Origin of the sequence: Micromonospora mirobrigensis (genome assembly GCF_900091555.1) — a bacterium.
Taxonomy (GTDB): domain Bacteria; phylum Actinomycetota; class Actinomycetes; order Mycobacteriales; family Micromonosporaceae; genus Micromonospora; species Micromonospora mirobrigensis.
Window position 1 is genome coordinate 285,145 of sequence record NZ_FMCX01000007.1, and the last position, 16,331, is coordinate 301,475.

Genomic DNA, 16,331 nt, shown 5'->3' on the forward strand with positions numbered 1-16,331 from the left:
AGAACGAGGATGGGCACATGAGCGACTGGACTGCCTTCGGACGGGTGGACGAGGACGGCACCGTCTACGTCAAGACCGCCGAGGGCGAGCGGGTGGTCGGATCCTGGCAGGCGGGGGCGCCCGAGGAGGGGTTGGCCCACTTCGCCCGCCGCTACGCCGACCTGGTCACCGAGGTTGACCTGACCGAGGCGCGGCTCAACTCGGGCGCCGCGGACGCCGGCCACTCGCTGACCACGATCAAGCGGATCCGGGCCACGCTGCCCGAGGCGCACGTCGTCGGCGACATCGACGCCCTGGTGGCGCGGCTGGACAAGCTCGCCGTGGTGGCCGAGGAGAAGGCCGGGGAGGCCCGTGCCGCCCGCGACGCCGCCCGTACCGAGGCGCTGGCCCGCAAGACCGCCCTGGTGGAGGAGGCGGAGAAGCTGGCCGCCGAGTCGACCGGCTGGAAGACCGCCGGGGACCGGCTCAAGGAGATCCTCGACGAGTGGAAGACCATCCGCGGGGTCGACAAGAAGGCCGACGGTGAGCTCTGGAAGCGGTTCGCCGCCGCCCGGGACGGCTTCACCCGCCGGCGCGGCGCCCACTTTGCCACCCTGGACCAGCAGCGCAAGCAGGCGCAGCAGGTCAAGGAGGAGCTGGTCGCCGAGGCCGAGAAGCTCAAGGACTCCACCGAGTGGGCGGCCACCGCAAACCAGCTCAAGGAGCTGATGAACCAGTGGAAGGCCGCGCCGCGGGCTTCCAAGGAGGCCGAGCAGAAGCTCTGGGAGAAGTTCCGGGCCGCCCAGGACGCCTTCTTCAGCCGCCGCAGCGAGGTCTTCTCCGCCCGGGACAACGAGCAGAAGGTCAACCTGGAGCGCAAGCAGGCGCTGCTGGCCGAGGCCGAGGCGCTCGACGTCGACGGCGACCCGAAGGGCGCCCAGGCCAAGCTGCGGGAGATCCAGGCGCAGTGGCACGAGGCCGGTCGGGTGCCCCGCGAGGCCGCCGCCGGGCTGGAGCGCCGGCTGCGCGCCATCGACGACAAGGTCCGCGAGGTGATGGACTCGGCGTGGCGGCGTACCACCAAGGAGGACAACCCGCTGCTGGCCCAGATGCGGGCGCAGGTCGCGGAGGCCGAGGAGCGGCTGGCCCGCGCGCAGGCCGCCGGTGACGCCCGCCGGGTCAAGGAGGCCGAGCAGGCCCTCGCCTCCAAGCGCCAGTTCCTCCAGCTCGCCGAACAGGCCGGCTGACCCGTACCACCCCCGGAAGCCCCCGCCCCTCACGGGCCGGGGGCTTCCGCATGTCCCCCCACGCCCAAGATCGGCGCAACTTCACCGAAGAAGCTGCCTCGACCCGGCCGGAGGCGGCAACTTCCCCGAAGTTGCGGCGGCCGATCCGGAGGGGAGGGAGGTGGCGGTTGACGCATCGAGGTGGGCTGATCAGAATGGGGCTCGGAGCCAGGTTCCGACACCGGCACGAGGGCACCGGCGGCCGATCGGCCGGCGGAGAGCGCCGGTGCTCCCCTTCGCGAGTGGCCGTCCACGTGACCGGCCCGTCGTGCGCTGCGCGCGTACCCGATGACGGGCGGGCCGTCCTCCTGGTCCAACCGTCCGCGGCGGCTGTGCCGCGCGGACATCCGAAGTGGAGCTCCGATGCACCGACCCACCGCCCTCGGTGGCGCGCTCACCGTGCTCGCCACCGCCGCGGCCGGCGTCCTCGTCGCCGCCGCCGTCAGCACCACCCCGGCCGCCGCCGCTGTCGGCGGTACCGGCACCGGCTACCTGCACACCAGCGGGAGCAAGATCGTCGACAGTACGGGGACCACCGTCCGGCTCACCGGCATCAACTGGTTCGGCATGGAGACCGACAACAAGACGTTCCACGGTCTCTGGTCGAGCAACCCGTGGCGCGGGCAGCTCGACACGATGGCCCGGCTCGGCTACAACACCCTGCGCATCCCGTACTCGAACGACGCCCTGAAGCCCGGCGCCACCGCCAGCGGCATCAACGACTTCGTCAACCCGGACCTGGTGGGGCTCTCTCCACTCCAGATCCTCGACAAGGTCATCGACTACGCCGGCGGCAAGGGGATGCGGGTCATCCTGGACCGGCACCGCCCGACCTCGGCCGGACAGTCGCCGCTCTGGTACACCTCGACGGTCTCCGAGGCGACCTGGATCGCGGACTGGAAGATGCTCGCCCAGCGGTACGCGAACAACCCGACCGTGATCGGCGCCGACCTGCACAACGAGCCGCACGCCGAGGGCACCAACCCGGCCGCGACCGGCGCCTGCTGGGGCTGCGGTGACACCGCTCGGGACTGGCGGCTGGCCGCCGAGCGGGCCGGCAACGCGATCCTCGGGGTGCAGCCGAACTGGCTGATCTTCGTCGAGGGGGTGAGCTGCCCCAGCGGCGGCCTGTCGAACGTCTGGGACGGCGACACCAGCAACGACGAGGACTGCGGCTGGTGGGGTGGCAACCTGTCGAAGGCCGGGCAGTTCCCGGTCCGGCTGAACGTGGCCAACCGGCTGGTCTACTCGCCGCACGAGTACGCCACCTCGGTCTACCACCAGGCCTGGTTCGACGACCCGACGTACCCGGCGAACATGCCGGGCATCTGGGACAAGTACTGGGGTTACCTCTACAAGCAGAACATCGCGCCGATCATGATGGGCGAGTTCGGCACCACGTTGCAGGACCCGAAGGACAAGGTCTGGCTGCAGAACCTGCTGGCGTACACCGGGACCGGGGTGAACGGGATGTCGTTCACCTACTGGTCGTGGAACCCGAACTCGGGTGACACCGGCGGCATCGCCAACGACGACTGGACGACGATCAACCAGGCGAAGCAGGACATCATCTCGCCGTACCTGATCCCGCCGGTGGGTGGTGGTGGCAACCCGTCGCCGACCCCGACCTCGCCGTCGCCGACCCCCACGTCGCCGTCGCCGTCGCCGACCTCGCCGTCCCCGTCACCGACGACGCCGACCCCGAGCGGGGCGTGCACGGCGAGCTACAAGCAGGCCAACGCCTGGGCCGGCGGCTTCCAGGGTGAGCTGACGGTGAAGAACACCGGCACCGGCACGTTGAACCCGTGGACCGCGACCTGGACCTGGCCGTCCGGGGTGACCCTGGCCAGCGGCTGGAACGCCACCGTCACCCAGTCCGGCAGCACGGTCACCGCCGCCGCACCGGACTGGGCGAGGACCCTCGCGCCGGGCGCGTCGGTGACGATCGGCTTCACCGCCAACGGCTCGGCGTCCGCGCCGGGCGCGGTGAAGCTCAACGGCGCCGCCTGCTGAGACGCCGACGGCCGGGACCCCACCGGGTCCCGGCCGTCGACAGTGCGGTCAGTGCGCGGAGCAGGCCCCGGCCGGTGCCGGCGGCGTGGCCGGCGCGCCGACCGTGGGCAGCCCGAGCAACACCCCGGGAGTACGCGGGGAACGGCCCGCCTCGGCCGCGTCCCCGGCCCGGGTACGCCGGTGCGACAGCGGCTCCCCGTCGGCGTTGAGGTGGTGCGGGGCGGCGTACGTGACGGTGGTGTGCACGATGTCACCGGGCCGGATCTGCCCGGCCAGCGAGCCGGCGTCGAAGTGGACCAGGCGGCCGTCGCGGGCCCGGCCGGACATCCGGCCGGTGCGCTCGTCCTTGCGCCCCTCGCCGACGGCGACCAGCACCTCGACGGTCTCCCCCACCAGCCGCTTGTTCTCCGCCCAGGTGATCTCCTCCACCGTGGCGATCAGCCGGTCGTAGCGCTCCTGCACGACCTGCTTGGGCAGCTGGCCGTCCATGGTGGCGGCCGGGGTGCCGGGGCGCTTGGAGTACTGGAAGGTGAACGCCGAGGAGAACCGGGACTCGCGCACCACGTCCAGGGTGCGCTGGAAGTCGTCCTCGGTCTCACCGGGGAAGCCGACGATGATGTCGGTGGTGATCGCCGCGTCGGGCATCGCCGCCCGCACCTTGGAGATGATGCCGAGGTATTTCTCCGACCGGTACGACCGGCGCATCGCCCTGAGCACGTCGTCGGAGCCGGACTGCAACGGCATGTGCAGCGAGTGGCAGACGTTCGGTGTCTCGGCCATCGCGGCGATCACGTCGTCGGTGAAGTCCTTCGGGTGCGGGCTGGTGAACCGGACCCGCTCCAGGCCGTCGATGTCGCCGCAGGCACGCAGCAGCTTGCCGAACGCGTACCGGTCTCCGAACTCCACGCCGTAGGAGTTGACGTTCTGCCCGAGCAGGGTCACCTCCAGCACACCGGAGTCGACCAGGGCGCGCACCTCGGAGAGGATGTCGCCGGGGCGGCGATCCTTCTCCTTGCCGCGCAGCGACGGCACGATGCAGAAGGTGCAGGTGTTGTTGCAGCCCACCGAGATCGACACCCAGCCGGCGTACGTCGACTCGCGGCGGGTGGGCAGCGTGGAGGGGAAGACGTCGAGGGACTCCAGGATCTCCACCTCGGCGGCGGCGTTGTGCCGGGCCCGCTCCAGCAGCACCGGCAGCGAGCCGATGTTGTGGGTGCCGAAGACCACGTCCACCCAGGGCGCCTTGCGGACGATCTCGCCGCGGTCCTTCTGGGCCAGGCAGCCGCCGACGGCGATCTGCATCTCGCGGTGCTTGTCCTTGACCGGGCGGAGCCGGCCGAGGTTGCCGTAGAGCCGGTTGTCGGCGTTCTCCCGGACCGCGCAGGTGTTGAAGACCACCACGTCGGGGGTCTCGTCCCCGCCGGGTGCGCGCACGTATCCCGCCTGCTCCAGCAGGCCGGAGATGCGTTCGGAGTCGTGCACGTTCATCTGGCAGCCGTACGTCACGACGTTGTAGGTCCTAGCCACCTGCTCGGCGCCCCTTTCCTCGGGCTACCAGGGTAGCGGCCCACCCGGCCGACCCGTCCGCCCGGCATTGACCCGGCGGCCCATGGCGGGGGCATCCGCCGGGCAGTACGCTGCACAGCAGGACTGTGTTCTGGGCGGTTTCGGGGTCTTTGCACCACCGATACGCGTCTCCGACTCGGGGGAGCACATGACGAACCCGCGGGAGGCCACCGTGACGCTACAAAACGCGGCAGAGCGCATCGTCGTCGCCGGCGACGGGCGGCGACTCGCGGTGGAGACCTCCGGCGCCCCGGACGGGCCGGTGGTGTTCCTGCTGCACGGCACCCCGGGCAGCCGCAGCGGCCCCCGCCCCCGTCCGGTGGTGCTCTACCGCCTCGGGGTGCACCTGGTCTGCTACGACCGGCCCGGGTACGGCGACTCCGACCGGCAGGAGGGCCGTCGGGTGGCCGACGCGGCGGCCGACGTGGCGGCGATCGCCGACGCGCTCGGCATCGACCGGTTCGCCGTGGTGGGCCGCTCCGGTGGCGGGCCGCACGCCCTGGCCTGCGCGGCGCTGCTGCCCGAGCGGGTGACCCGGGCCGCGGTGCTGGTCGGCCTCGCCCCGGCCGGCGCGCCCGACCTGGACTGGTACTCCGGCATGACCGACGGCAACGTCGACGACTTCGGGCTGGCCGACGAGGACGCCGCCGAGCTGAAGCTGTCGTTGACCGAACGGGCCCGCAACGCCCAACGGGACCCGATGACCCTGCTCGAGGTGCTCCGGCCGCAACTCAGCGAGTCCGACATCCGGGTGGTGGACGACGTGACGATCCGTCGCCTGCTCACCGACATGTACGCCGAGGCCCTGCGGCACGGCCCGGACGGCTGGATCGACGACGTGCTCGCCCTGCGCCGCGCCTGGGACTTCGACCTCGGCGCCATCCGGGCGCCAGTCCGGCTCTGGCACGGCGAGCAGGACCGCTTCTCCCCGGTGGCACACTCCCGGTGGCTGGCGGACCGGATCGCCAACGCCGAGGTCCAGGTGCAGCCCGGCGCCGCGCACTTCGGCGCGGTGGAGATCCTGCCGCAGACCCTCGCCTGGCTCACCACTCCCGAACTGGCCACCACCCCGCAGCTCTGACCGCAACCCGCCCGGCGGGGGAAGGCCGGCGGAGAAGCCTGCCGGTCCCGCGAGGAAGCCGGCCCGGCAGGCGGGAAGGCCGGCCGGGTCGCGGCGCGCGGTCAGAACGGGTTCGGGTCGATCACCCGGACCACCAGCCGCCGCTCCCGCAGCGTCTGCACGCTCGGGTGCTCCTGCCCGATCACCTCGGCGAGCCGGTCGGCGGCGGCGTCGACGTCGGCCTCCGCCGCGCCGGCGTCGGCCCGGCCGGCGACCAGGGCGAGGTCACCCAGGCAGCGCAGGGTGTCCGGGTGGGTCGCGCCGATGGCGTGGGTGAGCCGCCCGGCGGTGTCCCGCAGCCGGTCCCGGGCCGGCGCCCACTCCCCCTCCTCGGCGAGGCAGACCGCGTGGTTGACCTCCGCGGCGAGGGTGTGCGGATGGTCCGGGCCGAGCACCTTGCGCAGCTCGTCCACCGCCCGGCCGGCGGTGCCGCGGGCCTCGGACCGGCGGCCGAGGGCGCGTTCGGCGGCGGACCGGTTGCTCAACGTGGCCAGCGTGTGCGGGTGCGTCGGGCCGAGGTGCAGCTCCTCCTCGTAGGCGCGGGCCACCGCGGCCATCTCGCTCAACGCCCGGGCCTCGTCGTTGACCGCGAGCAGGTTCGCCGCCCGGCTCGACCGGCAGGCCACGGTGTCCGGGTTGGTCGGCCCGAACCGTTCGGTCAGCGTCCGGTAGGCGGCCTCGAACATCGGCGCGGCGTCGGCGGGCCGGCCCACGCTGCGCAGCGAGACCGCCAGGTTGACCTGGGCGACGAGGGTGAGCTGGTCCTCGCCGCCCAGCACCTGGACGTAGCGGTCGTAGACCTCGCGGAGCAGGAGCACCGACTTCTCGTACTCGCCGGCCTCCCGCAGGTCGCCGCCGAGCCGGACCGCGGAGAGCAACGTGTACGGGTTGGTCGGGCCCAGCACCAGCCGGCGCCGCTGGTGCACCTCGTCGTCCCAGCGCCGCGCCGACCGGTAGTCCCCGACCAGCCGATAGGAGGCGGCCAGGTTGTTGGCGGCGCTCAACGTCCGCCGGTCGTCCTCGCCGAGCACCTGCACCCAGGAGGCGTAGGTGGAGCGGTCCCGTTCCAGCGCCTCGGCGTACCGGCCGAGGGCCCGCAGGTCCCCGGCGAGGCTGCCGGCCGTCATCAGCGAGTGCGGGTGCAGCTCGCCGAGGAGCTGCCGCTGCTCGGCGAGGACCGTCTCGTCGAGGTCCCGCGCCTCGGTGAAGCGGCCGAGGCTGCGCAGGATGTTCGCCCGGTTGAACCGCAGGTGCAGCAGCTGCCGGGGCAGCGCGGCGCCGCCGTCCGGGCCGGTGGCCTGCGCCGACCAGATCTCGTCGACCCGCCGGCTGAACTCGTCGGCCTGGTTGAGGCCGCCGCGCTGCCAGAGGTAGCGCACCCGGTCGATCAGCAGCTGGCGGACCGTCTCCTCGGGGCAGGTCAGCGCCTCCGACACCTCCAGGTGCGGCCAGAGCATCCGCAGCCGGGGCCAGGTGCCCGGGTCGTCGACGTCGCCGCGCGGGCGGGACGCGGCCAGCACCAGGTGGACCTGGTGCCGGGCCTCGGTGACCTCCTCGGTGGTCATCCGGTCCCGGACCACCGCCTGCAACAGCCGGTGCACCTGGATCCGGCCGCCCTGGACGTCCAGCTTGAGCAGGGCGAGGCGGTTGATCTGCTGGACCAGGGCGCCGCGGACCAGCCGTTCGGAGACCGCCGGGTCGTACGGCACCAGGGCGGCGGCCATCTCGTCGCTGTAGATCAGCTCCAGGGCGATCTCCGGCGCGAGCACCGAGCAGAGCTGCAACAGCCGGTACGCGGCCGGCGCCTGGTCGCGCAGCCGGTTGAGCGACAGGTCCCAGGTGGCCTCCACCGACAGCGCGCTCGGCCCGTGCCGTTCGATCAGCCGCAGGTAGTCGGGGACGGGCGTGCCGGTCTCGGCCAGCCAGGCGCCCGCGGCGGCGACCGCGATCGGCAGGTCACCGAGGGCGTCGGCCACCCGGTCGGCCTCCTCGGCGCTGATCGCCGGGACCCGCTGGGCGAGGTGCGCGACGCTCTCCGCCCGGTCGAAGACGTCGACCTGGATCGGGTTGGCCCGTTCCCCCCACGCCCGGTTGCGGGAGGTGAGCAGGACGTGGCCGGTCGGTCCCTGCGGCAGGAACTGCTCGATGTGCTCCAGCTCCTCGGCGTTGTCGAAGACGACCAGCCACCGTTCGTGGGGCCGTCCCCGGCCGAGCGCCTGGAGGGTGTTGCGCACCGAGTCCGGCAGCGTCGGGCCGGCCGGCACGTCGAGGCGGGCGCCCAGGTCGGCCAGGGCGGTGTCGACGAACTGCGGCGGGTCCGCCACGATCCACCAGACCACGTCGTACGCGCCGCGGTAGCGGTAGACGTACTCGAGGGCGAGCTGGGTCTTGCCGACGCCGCCCATGCCCTGGAGGGCGACGGGGAGCACCACCGCGCTGCGCCCGCTCTGCAGTTGCCGGCGCAGCTCGGCCAGGTCGTCCTCCCGGCCGGTGAACCGGGCGTTGCGGTTGGGGGCGTTGAAGACGATCGGATCGGCGCCCGGGTAGCGGGTGCCGCCGGCCGGCGCGCCCTGGGCGGCGGCCGGCACCGGCCGGCCGACCAGCCGCAGCACCCGCTCCACCGCCGTCTCGGCGCTGACGTTTACCAGGTGGGTGGCGGACTGCGCCGGGAACTCGGCCAGCGGGCGCAGGTCGGCCACGTAGACGGCGAGGGCGGTCGAGCCGGTGCTCGGCTCGCGGGGCGGCAGGCCGCCCGGCGGGGTGGCCAGGTAGGCCGGGGAGACCACGGTCAGGGTCCGGGGCGCCGGGGTGGCCGCCGAGCCGACCGCCGAGCCGGGGTCGACCACCCGCATCCCGGCGGAGCTGAGCACCCGTTCCAGCCACTCCGCCCAGACCGCGTCCTCCGGGGCGTAGCGGAGCACGATCTGGTCGTCGACGGCCTCGGCGCGGCGGCGGAACCGGGCCTTGCCCCGTTCTCGGACGGACTCCACCATCACCGGCAGCGCGCTCACCTCGCCGTCGGTGAGGATCCCGGTCAGCGTCTCGAACGCGGCCAGCAGCGAGGTCGGCGAGCCGGGCGGGTCGCCGAAGGTGGCCAGGGTCTCCTCGTAGGCGTAGAACGGCCGGTAGGGCACCTCCACCGCCGCCCAGTAGCGCCGGCGTTCCGGCTCGGTCATCCCGGAGGGCAGCCCGAGGAACCGGCGCATGGCCAGCGACCGGCCGGCCTCGGCCTTCTCCTTTTCGGCCTGGTCGACCCGCATCGGCACCGGCAGGATCCGGATCGGTCGGCGACGGAACCGGTCCCGGACCGAGCGGGCCACCCCGGCCGCCCCCTCGATGCCCTGGTCGCTGAGGGTGAAGCAGTCGACCAGGGTGTCCGGCAGGTGCAGGGTGCAGATGTCGGCGACGTCGCTGAGGCCGGTGCGGCTGTCGATCAGGGTGTAGTCGTACTCGCGCTTCATGTCGGCGCGCAGCGCCTCGAAGAACTGGGCGCCGCCCAGTCGGTTGTAGAAGTTGTCCCAGTCCAGGCCGCTGACCGAGACGGCGTAGTCGCTGTTCTGCCGGCCGGCGGAGAGGAAGTCCAGGCTGCCGCCGTCGGGGAAGTCCCAGCGCAGCGAGAACGCGTGCCGGCCGACCCGGGCGAACTGCTCGACCCAGCGGTCGGGCCGGTCCACGGTGCGGGTGGTCTCCCACTCGTAGTCGCGGATCATGTCGATGACGCCGCTGGTGTTCTGGATCGCCTCGGCGTCGAGGAACGGGTGGAAGAAGCGGTGCAGGCCGGGGGATTCCAGGTCCCAGTCGGCGACCAGCACCCGCCGGCCGTTGGCGGCCAGGATCCAGGCCACGTTGGCCAGCGCCATGGTCCGGCCCGTACCACCCTTGAACGAGTAGAACGTGACGACCTGACCTTCGCGATCGTTGCTCATCGGTTCTCTCCGTGGGTACGCGGCGACGCCGGATCGTCGTGGGCGGGCGGCGGGTCGAGGCGGGTGCCGGGGCGGGGACGCGGCTCCGGCCCGTGCCGCAGGCTGGGGGGTGGCTGGGGCGGCGGCGGGAACTCCGTCACCGGGCCGTGTTTCAGGTACTGCCGGCGGGCCTCGGTGACCAGCGCGGGGATGAGGCCGGCGAACTCCGTCACGCTCCGGGCCTGCTTGACCTGGGGCACGCCCGCATTGTGCAACATGTCCGTGACGTCCTCGGCGAGTCGCGTGGCGTCCTGCGGGTCGTCGCCGTCGGTGACCACCAGGGGCACCACCCAGGGCCGCAGCCCGCGTACCGCGCCGACCAGGGAACCCACCGCGCCGGGCGCCGCGGCGAGCCACGGATCGATCAGCAGCACCGCCGGGCGCCGGTCGAGCAGCTCGCCCGCCCCGTCGAAGTCGACGGTCCGCGCCGACAGGCCGAGCCGTTCCGCGGTGCTCGCGGCGTACTCGGCGACCGGCAGCTCCTGCTGGTCACCGAAGGGGCGCCAGGACCGGCCGGTGCCGGCGTACGGCCCGACGGCCCGGCCGGGCGGGAGCCGGTCGCGGGTGGGGGCCAGGACGGCCACCACCAGGTCCGGGTCGCCGGGCACCGGCCGGGCCACCTCGTCCAGGCCGGGCGCCCGGGAGGGGGCGAGCGGATGCCGCTCGGCGACGTCCACGATGTGCCGGGCCAACCCTTCCAACAGGTCCTGGTACGGGTCGGCGTAGGCCGACAGCATGCACAGCGCCCGGACGCCGTTCTCGGCGTACCCGGGTATCCGCCGGCCCCGCTCCAGGGCCGCCGCCAGCTCGGGGCCGGACTCGCCGTACGGGAAGGGGATCCAGAGCACCGGGGCGACGTGCCCGGCCGGGTCGCCGGCCGCCCCGGCCGCGGCGAGCCGGGCCCGGAACGACTCCTGCTCGCCGAGCGCCCACGGGCGCCGGAAGTAGCCCGGGGAGTAGAGCGGGACGAAGACCTGCGCGCCGCTGATCGCCTCGGCCAGCGCGGCCTTCCAGTCCGCCCCGACCGGGATATGCTGGTCGAAGAAGCCGATCCGCATCCCGGGCGTCGGGCGGGCCCGCTCGGCGACGGCCGCGGACAGGTCGGTGAAGAACCGGCGTACCCAGACGTCGGTGTCGGTCCGCGCGCCCTGCGGCGGCGCGGAGTGGGCGTAGCTGAGGAAGAAGTACGTGCCGGGGTCCGCGCCGTAGGGGCTCACCGCTCCTCCCCGACGAAGAGGTTCCGCAGCTCGCCGATGCCGGCCGGGACCAGGGGCTCCACCCGGAACGACCGGTGGATCTCGACGATGCGCTGGGCGAGCCGCCAGGTGACCGCCTGGTACGCGTTCTCCATCCGCATGGTGAGCAAGCCGTAGACCCCTTCCCGCTCGTACTGCCGCACGATGTCGGGATCCGGCATCGGGGTGGGCGAGAACCGTTGGATGTCGCGGACCACCCGGGGCAACCGGGCGTCGTCCGTGGGCGACCAGGTGACCGGCACGATCGCGGTGGCGTGGCCCGGCCCGCCCCCGCCCTGCGGCACCAACCGGCGGCGGGAGAAGGCGTCCCACTCCATCCCGCACCAGGCGCTGCCGATCAGCGCGCTGGAGAGCAACGGGACGAAGACCTGGCAGGTGCCGGCGGCGCGCAGCAGCTCCGGGGTCCAGCGCTCGCCACCGGTCATGGCGCTGTCCATGAAACCCGCGTCGACGCCGGTCTCCGGGCCGACCAGCTCGCTGACGTGGACCGACAGGTCCTCGAAGAAACGCAGGACGGGATCGGTGGCGCCGGGGGTGGAACGGCGGAACGGCGGGCGCGAGTAGCTGAGGAAGAACAGCGGGGCCCGCGTCGAGGCGGGTGCGTCCACTGTGCTCACCGATGCGCCTCCGCCCTCCCCACGCGGCCGGACCATCAGCGTAGTCCCCACGTCAACGCCGGGCGCCCGGCCGGTTGGCGGTGAACCACACGACGGCGAGGTCCACTGTGGCGCGTACGGGCAGCAGTCGGGCCGTGGTGTCGCCGACCCGACCGTGGCGGACCACCGGCGTGGCGTCCAGGGCCGCGCCCAGCGCCGGGAAGTCGGTGTCGTCCAGGTCCAGCCCAGTGAACTCCAGCGGCACCCGCTCCCCGTCGACCTGCCGGTAGCAGTGGTAGCGGCGCGACGGCGGTGGCACCGGCAGCCGGTACTCGGCCAGGTGCAGCGCGGTGCAGGCCGCCCAGCCCACGCCGAGCAGCAGGACCAGGCCGTCGGCGTCGTAGAGCCGGGCCAGCGGGGACCGCTCCCCCAGGTGGCACTCCAGCTCGTGCCCGTCGGTGAACCGGTGGGCCCGTGACCCGAGGGCGGTGAACGAGGTCTGCGGGTGGTCGCTGCGGACCGCCCCGGGGGTGAGCCGGACGTGCTCGGCGAACGCACCGGTGCCCTCCGACGGCGTGGTCGCCCGGTCCCAGCCCGGCATCGCCGCGTGGTAGGCGGCCAGCTGCCGGAAGTCCAGGCCGGCCACGGCAGCCCGGTAGGCGCGCGAGGTGGTCGAGTTCCCCGCGTTCTCGGTGGGCACGAGCAGGGTGCCGGCCGGGCCGAGGACGTCCCACAGCGCCGCCGCCAGGGTGGCCGGCCCGCCCGGTGGCCGGCCCAGCCGGCGCAGCGAACAGTGCACGAGCACGTCCTGGCCGGGCCGCAGGCCGAGCGCCCGCAGGTCGGCGGCGAGCCGGGCCCGGTGCGCCGCCACCGTCGACGGGTCAGTCGCCGGCAGCACGTGAGTCCTCCAGGGTGTCCCGCATCCGCCGGACGAACCGCTCGCCGGTCCCGGTGAGCGCCCCGCCGGCCAGCAGGGCGTCCAGGGCGTCTCGGGTCCAGTCCCGGTAGCGGGTGGCGTGCGCCCGGGCGACGTCCGCGCCGGGCCGGCCGGCGACCACCCGGGCCCGCCACACCTCGGCCACCGCCAGATGCGCGTACGCCCCCTGGAGCACCCCCTCGGCCGGCCGCGGGTCGGGACGCCAGGCGACCCGGGTCAGCACCGGCGAGGCGGGGTCGACGAGGTCGACCAGGTCGAGCAGGGCGCCGAGCTTGGCGTGCTGCCACTCGTGGACCAGGAGCACGGCCAGGGTCTCCGGGTCGGCGACGGGGGCCACGGCGACCGCGCCGAACGCCTGCCGGGCGGTGGCGCTGCGCAGCGGCGCCGCCGGGTCGGGGGCGAGCGGCACCACGGCCCGCAGCCCGGCGTCGAGCGCCCGGCCGTGCGCGGGCACGTCGCGGTGCGCGACCCGCCAGGCCCGGCCGAGGGTACGCGCCAGCGCGCCCGCCGCCGCGTCGTCCAGTCGGGGGGCCACCGGCTGGCCGTAGCAGTCCCGCTCCGGGTCGGTGTCCTCGATGTCGACCGTCGCGCCTGCCGCTTCGTCCCCGGCCGGCGGGGTGTCGAACGTCGCGTCGTCGACCGGCGGGCCGGTGGCCGGTGCCCGGCGGGTGGGTTGCCAGCCGGGCGGTGGCGCGGCGGGCAGTGTCACCCGCCACTCCTGGGCGCCGGCCCGGATCCGGAAGCCGTCCGCCGTGACCGTCAACAGCGCCTCTCCCGCTCCGGGGACGGTCAGCCGGCCGAGGGTGGGGAGCAGGACCGCCCCGGCGCGGACCGGGACCGCCACCGCCGTCTCGAACCCGGCACGGACGGCGGCCGCGGCGGCCAGGGCGGGCAGTGGATCGACCCCGGGCCCGCCGCCCGGGGCGGGGCGGTCGAGTAGGCGTACCAGTGCGGGGCGGACGAACGGGTGCGCCAGCACCGCGGCGACCACCTCGGGCGCGGTGGCGTCGAGGTCGGCCAGGAGCCGCCAGGCGGCGCTGTCGCCCGAAACGTCGCGCCAGGTGGCCAGGAGCGCCCGGGTGATGGCGAGCTGGGTGCGGGCGAGCAGGTCGAGCGCCTCCGGCCCGCCGTGGCCGCAAGCGAGCGCGTCGACCAGGGCGTCGGCGCTCATCGGCTCCCCCGCCCGCTCGGGCGGGACCGGCGGGGACGGCGGCCGGGCGGCGGCGCCGGGCGGGGCGGCGTCGATCGTGGCGATCAGCGCCCGCAGGTCCGCGCAGTAGACCGAGGGGTTGTCGAACCCGCCGCCGGAGCGCCAGCGGTGCGGATAGAGGCCGCCGCCGCAGCGGGCCACCACCGGGCAGGCCCGACAGGTCGCGCAGAGCCCGGCCAGCCCCTCCTGGCGGACCGCGACGCCGGGATGCCGGGCCGCCTCGTCGACGGGGTGGCCGAAGACGTCCAGGTCGGTGCCGGCCGCGCCGTGGAACGCCACCTTGAGCGAGTCGACCTGCTCCCAACTGCCGTCGGTCTCCACCACCAGCAGGTCGGCCGGGGCGAGGCCGACCGCCTCGGTGCCGCCGCCGGTCGCTCCGGGGGCCAGGGCGTCGAAGAGCCGGATCGGCACCGGCCGGCCGTCGGCCACCCAGCGCCGGTGGATCCGGCCCAGCCAGTCGGCGTACGGCGTCAGGGCGCCGGCCGGCCGCCAGGGCGGCCGGTCCCAGGTGGCGTGCGGCAGCAGCAGGTCGATCCGGGGCGGCTCCTCGGCCAGCAGCGCCGCGTAGACCCGGTCCGGGTCGTTGCGCACGTCGACGGTGCAGAGGATGCCGGCGTAGCTGGTCCGGAACTCCGGCCGCCGCAGCAGGGCCAGGGCCCGCCGGGCCTGCGGATGACTGGTGCCGCCGTGGGCGAAGACCCGGTGCCGGTCGTTCGCCGCCCGGTGACCGTCGAGGGACACCCCCACCCTGACGTCGTACGCCGTCAGCAGCCGGCAGAACTCCTCGTCGAGCAGCACGCCGTTGGTCTGCATGCGCAGGTCGAGAACCGTCCACGGGGCGATCGCCGCGCGCAGCTCGGCCAGCACCGTCCGCAGGCCGTCGACGCCGAGCAGCAGCGGCTCGCCGCCGTGCAGCACGACGTGCACCACGGGCAGTCGGTGCGCCCGGGCGTGGTCGACGATCCGGGCGGCGGCGGCCCGGACGGTCTCCGGCGCCATCCGGGCCGGTCTGGTCCGCCAGGTCTGGTCGGCCTCCTGGTAGACGTAGCAGTGGTCGCAGCTCAGGTCGCAGCGACTGTGCACCTTGAGGACGTACTGGCTGATCGGCCGGGCGGGGCCGCCGATGTCGGCGACGCCGTGCCGGCCGGTCATCCCTCAGATGGCGGAGTTGAAGCCGGCGACCGGCACGGCGACCGGCGGGGTGGCGTCGTGGGGCAGGACCCGGCGCCGGACCAGCGCGACCGTGTCGGGGTGCTCGGTGGCGACCCGGCCGAGCGGGGTGTGCAGGCTGCGCGTCAGGACGTCGAGGGACGGCGGAAGGTGACGGGAGGGCGTCTGGTCCACAATGAGTCTCCGGGGGGCCCGGGCGCGGTAAGCGCGAGCGGCAGCGTAGCTCGAAGGGCTCTGATCCGTTGCCAGAATAGACAAGACTCGACCCGTTGTCACCGTCGGTACGGCAGCAGGCACCCGGCGTGGGTGCCACGAGGAGGAGCGCACCATGTGTCGGAGCATCAAGACGCTGCGGGAGCCGTACGCGCCGGAGGTCACCCCCGCGGACATCGACGCGGCCGCGTTGCAGTACGTCCGGAAGATCTCCGGGTTCCGGGCGCCCGCCCCGCACAACGCGGCGGCCTTCGACGCCGCGGTGGCGGCCGTCGCCGCCGCCACCGCCACCCTGCTCGACCAGCTCGTGGTCCGTGGGGGTGGCCGGACGGCCGGCGCCGGCTCCTGACCACCCCGCCCGCGGTCAGGCCGCGGCGAGCACCGGGGCGACCGAGTCGGGCGCCCAGCGGGACCGCTGGCACCAGCCCCGACAGCGCGGGTCGGCCATGGTGCAGAGCCGCCGGTTGCTCAGCTCCTCCCCGTCGTCGGTCTCCAGCACGTCGAAGTGGACCGGGCGGACGGTGCCGTCCGGCGCCACCAGCAGGTGCCGGCCGGCGTCCAACGTGTCGTCGGCGAGCAGGCAGTCCCGCCCCAGCAGCCGGGCGAGCGCCGCGACGCAGGCCTGCTCGGAGAGGCGCTCGGGCACGCCGTAGCAGTCCACCACCGTGCCGAACTCGCCCGGCGCCTCCCAGACGTCGCAGACCACCGCGTACGCGGGCAGCCGCACCGGGTCCGCGACCGCGAGGGGCATCACCACCCGGCCGAGCGCCTCGGCCAGCGCCGGGTACACCACCTCAGGGCGTGCCCCGTCGATTCTCCAGTTCCACAGCTCGGTCATGCCGCCTCCTCGCTGTGCTCGTCCCACCGGCCTCCGGATCGGGCCGTCATCTCGATGGTGGGGGGCATATGACCTCAGCCGGGGGCAAGTTACCGGTCTGTGACCATTCCGGGCAAAATTTCCTCGGGCGACGTTGCTCCGAGTAGCGGAAAGATGACAGTTTATCGGGTACCTTGCCGCTC

Annotated in this window: 12 protein-coding genes; 4 read left to right on the plus strand and 8 right to left on the minus strand. The window is 74.2% G+C overall.

Annotation, left to right across the window (positions count from 1 at the left end):
• The first annotated feature begins 17 nt into the window (after positions 1-17).
• Together GA0070564_RS23025 and GA0070564_RS23030 are read left to right on the plus strand one after the other, a co-directional pair.
• Complete coding sequence (locus GA0070564_RS23025) at positions 18-1,226, plus strand: DUF349 domain-containing protein (RefSeq protein WP_091612505.1); 1,209 nt, start codon at positions 18-20, stop codon at positions 1,224-1,226.
• 402 nt (positions 1,227-1,628) lie between these two features.
• Positions 1,629-3,278, plus strand: coding sequence for a cellulase family glycosylhydrolase (locus GA0070564_RS23030; protein ID WP_091612508.1), 1,650 nt, complete (start codon positions 1,629-1,631; stop codon positions 3,276-3,278).
• A 48-nt stretch (positions 3,279-3,326) separates the two neighbouring features.
• On the opposite strand, the gene miaB is transcribed toward GA0070564_RS23030, so the two are convergent.
• A complete protein-coding gene (gene miaB / locus GA0070564_RS23035) occupies positions 3,327-4,805 on the minus strand; it encodes a tRNA (N6-isopentenyl adenosine(37)-C2)-methylthiotransferase MiaB (protein ID WP_091612512.1) in 1,479 nt (492 codons plus the stop codon).
• Positions 4,806-5,016: 211 nt separating this feature from the next.
• On the opposite strand from miaB, the gene GA0070564_RS23040 reads away from it, so the two are divergent.
• Positions 5,017-5,925: an alpha/beta fold hydrolase gene (locus GA0070564_RS23040; RefSeq protein ID WP_245670163.1), complete on the plus strand. Its 909-nt coding sequence runs from the start codon at positions 5,017-5,019 to the stop codon at positions 5,923-5,925.
• A 101-nt stretch (positions 5,926-6,026) separates the two neighbouring features.
• On the opposite strand, the gene fxsT is transcribed toward GA0070564_RS23040, so the two are convergent.
• Genes fxsT through GA0070564_RS23070 form a run of 6 tightly spaced genes read right to left on the minus strand, consistent with a single transcriptional unit; the run spans position 6,027 to position 15,272 of the window.
• On the minus strand, positions 6,027-9,890 hold the full coding sequence (gene fxsT / locus GA0070564_RS23045; RefSeq protein WP_091612518.1) for an FxSxx-COOH system tetratricopeptide repeat protein: 3,864 nt from the start codon (positions 9,888-9,890) through the stop codon (positions 6,027-6,029).
• Positions 9,887-11,146 carry a TIR-like protein FxsC gene (locus GA0070564_RS23050; protein ID WP_091612524.1) on the minus strand — a complete coding sequence of 420 codons (1,260 nt, stop codon included), beginning with the start codon at positions 11,144-11,146 and terminating at the stop codon, positions 9,887-9,889. Before GA0070564_RS23050 ends, fxsT begins: the two co-directional genes overlap by 4 nt.
• Complete coding sequence (locus tag GA0070564_RS23055) at positions 11,143-11,802, minus strand: TIR-like protein FxsC (RefSeq protein ID WP_176730804.1); 660 nt, start codon at positions 11,800-11,802, stop codon at positions 11,143-11,145. Before GA0070564_RS23055 ends, GA0070564_RS23050 begins: the two co-directional genes overlap by 4 nt.
• Before the next feature lie 52 nt (positions 11,803-11,854).
• Entirely contained in the window at positions 11,855-12,679 is an 825-nt protein-coding gene (locus tag GA0070564_RS23060) for an AAC(3) family N-acetyltransferase (RefSeq protein WP_245670164.1), read from the minus strand.
• Complete coding sequence (locus GA0070564_RS23065) at positions 12,663-15,080, minus strand: FxsB family cyclophane-forming radical SAM/SPASM peptide maturase (RefSeq protein WP_091612534.1); 2,418 nt, start codon at positions 15,078-15,080, stop codon at positions 12,663-12,665. Before GA0070564_RS23065 ends, GA0070564_RS23060 begins: the two co-directional genes overlap by 17 nt.
• A 3-nt stretch (positions 15,081-15,083) precedes the next feature.
• Positions 15,084-15,272 carry a hypothetical protein gene (locus tag GA0070564_RS23070; protein WP_088970417.1) on the minus strand — a complete coding sequence of 63 codons (189 nt, stop codon included), beginning with the start codon at positions 15,270-15,272 and terminating at the stop codon, positions 15,084-15,086.
• A 154-nt stretch (positions 15,273-15,426) separates the two neighbouring features.
• On the opposite strand from GA0070564_RS23070, the gene GA0070564_RS23075 reads away from it, so the two are divergent.
• Positions 15,427-15,660 carry a DUF2277 family protein gene (locus GA0070564_RS23075; RefSeq protein WP_088970416.1) on the plus strand — a complete coding sequence of 78 codons (234 nt, stop codon included), beginning with the start codon at positions 15,427-15,429 and terminating at the stop codon, positions 15,658-15,660.
• Between the two features lie 15 nt (positions 15,661-15,675).
• Here GA0070564_RS23075 and GA0070564_RS23080 read toward each other — a convergent pair whose 3' ends face one another.
• Entirely contained in the window at positions 15,676-16,149 is a 474-nt protein-coding gene (locus GA0070564_RS23080) for a hypothetical protein (protein ID WP_091612539.1), read from the minus strand.
• Between the last annotated feature and the right edge of the window lie 182 nt (positions 16,150-16,331).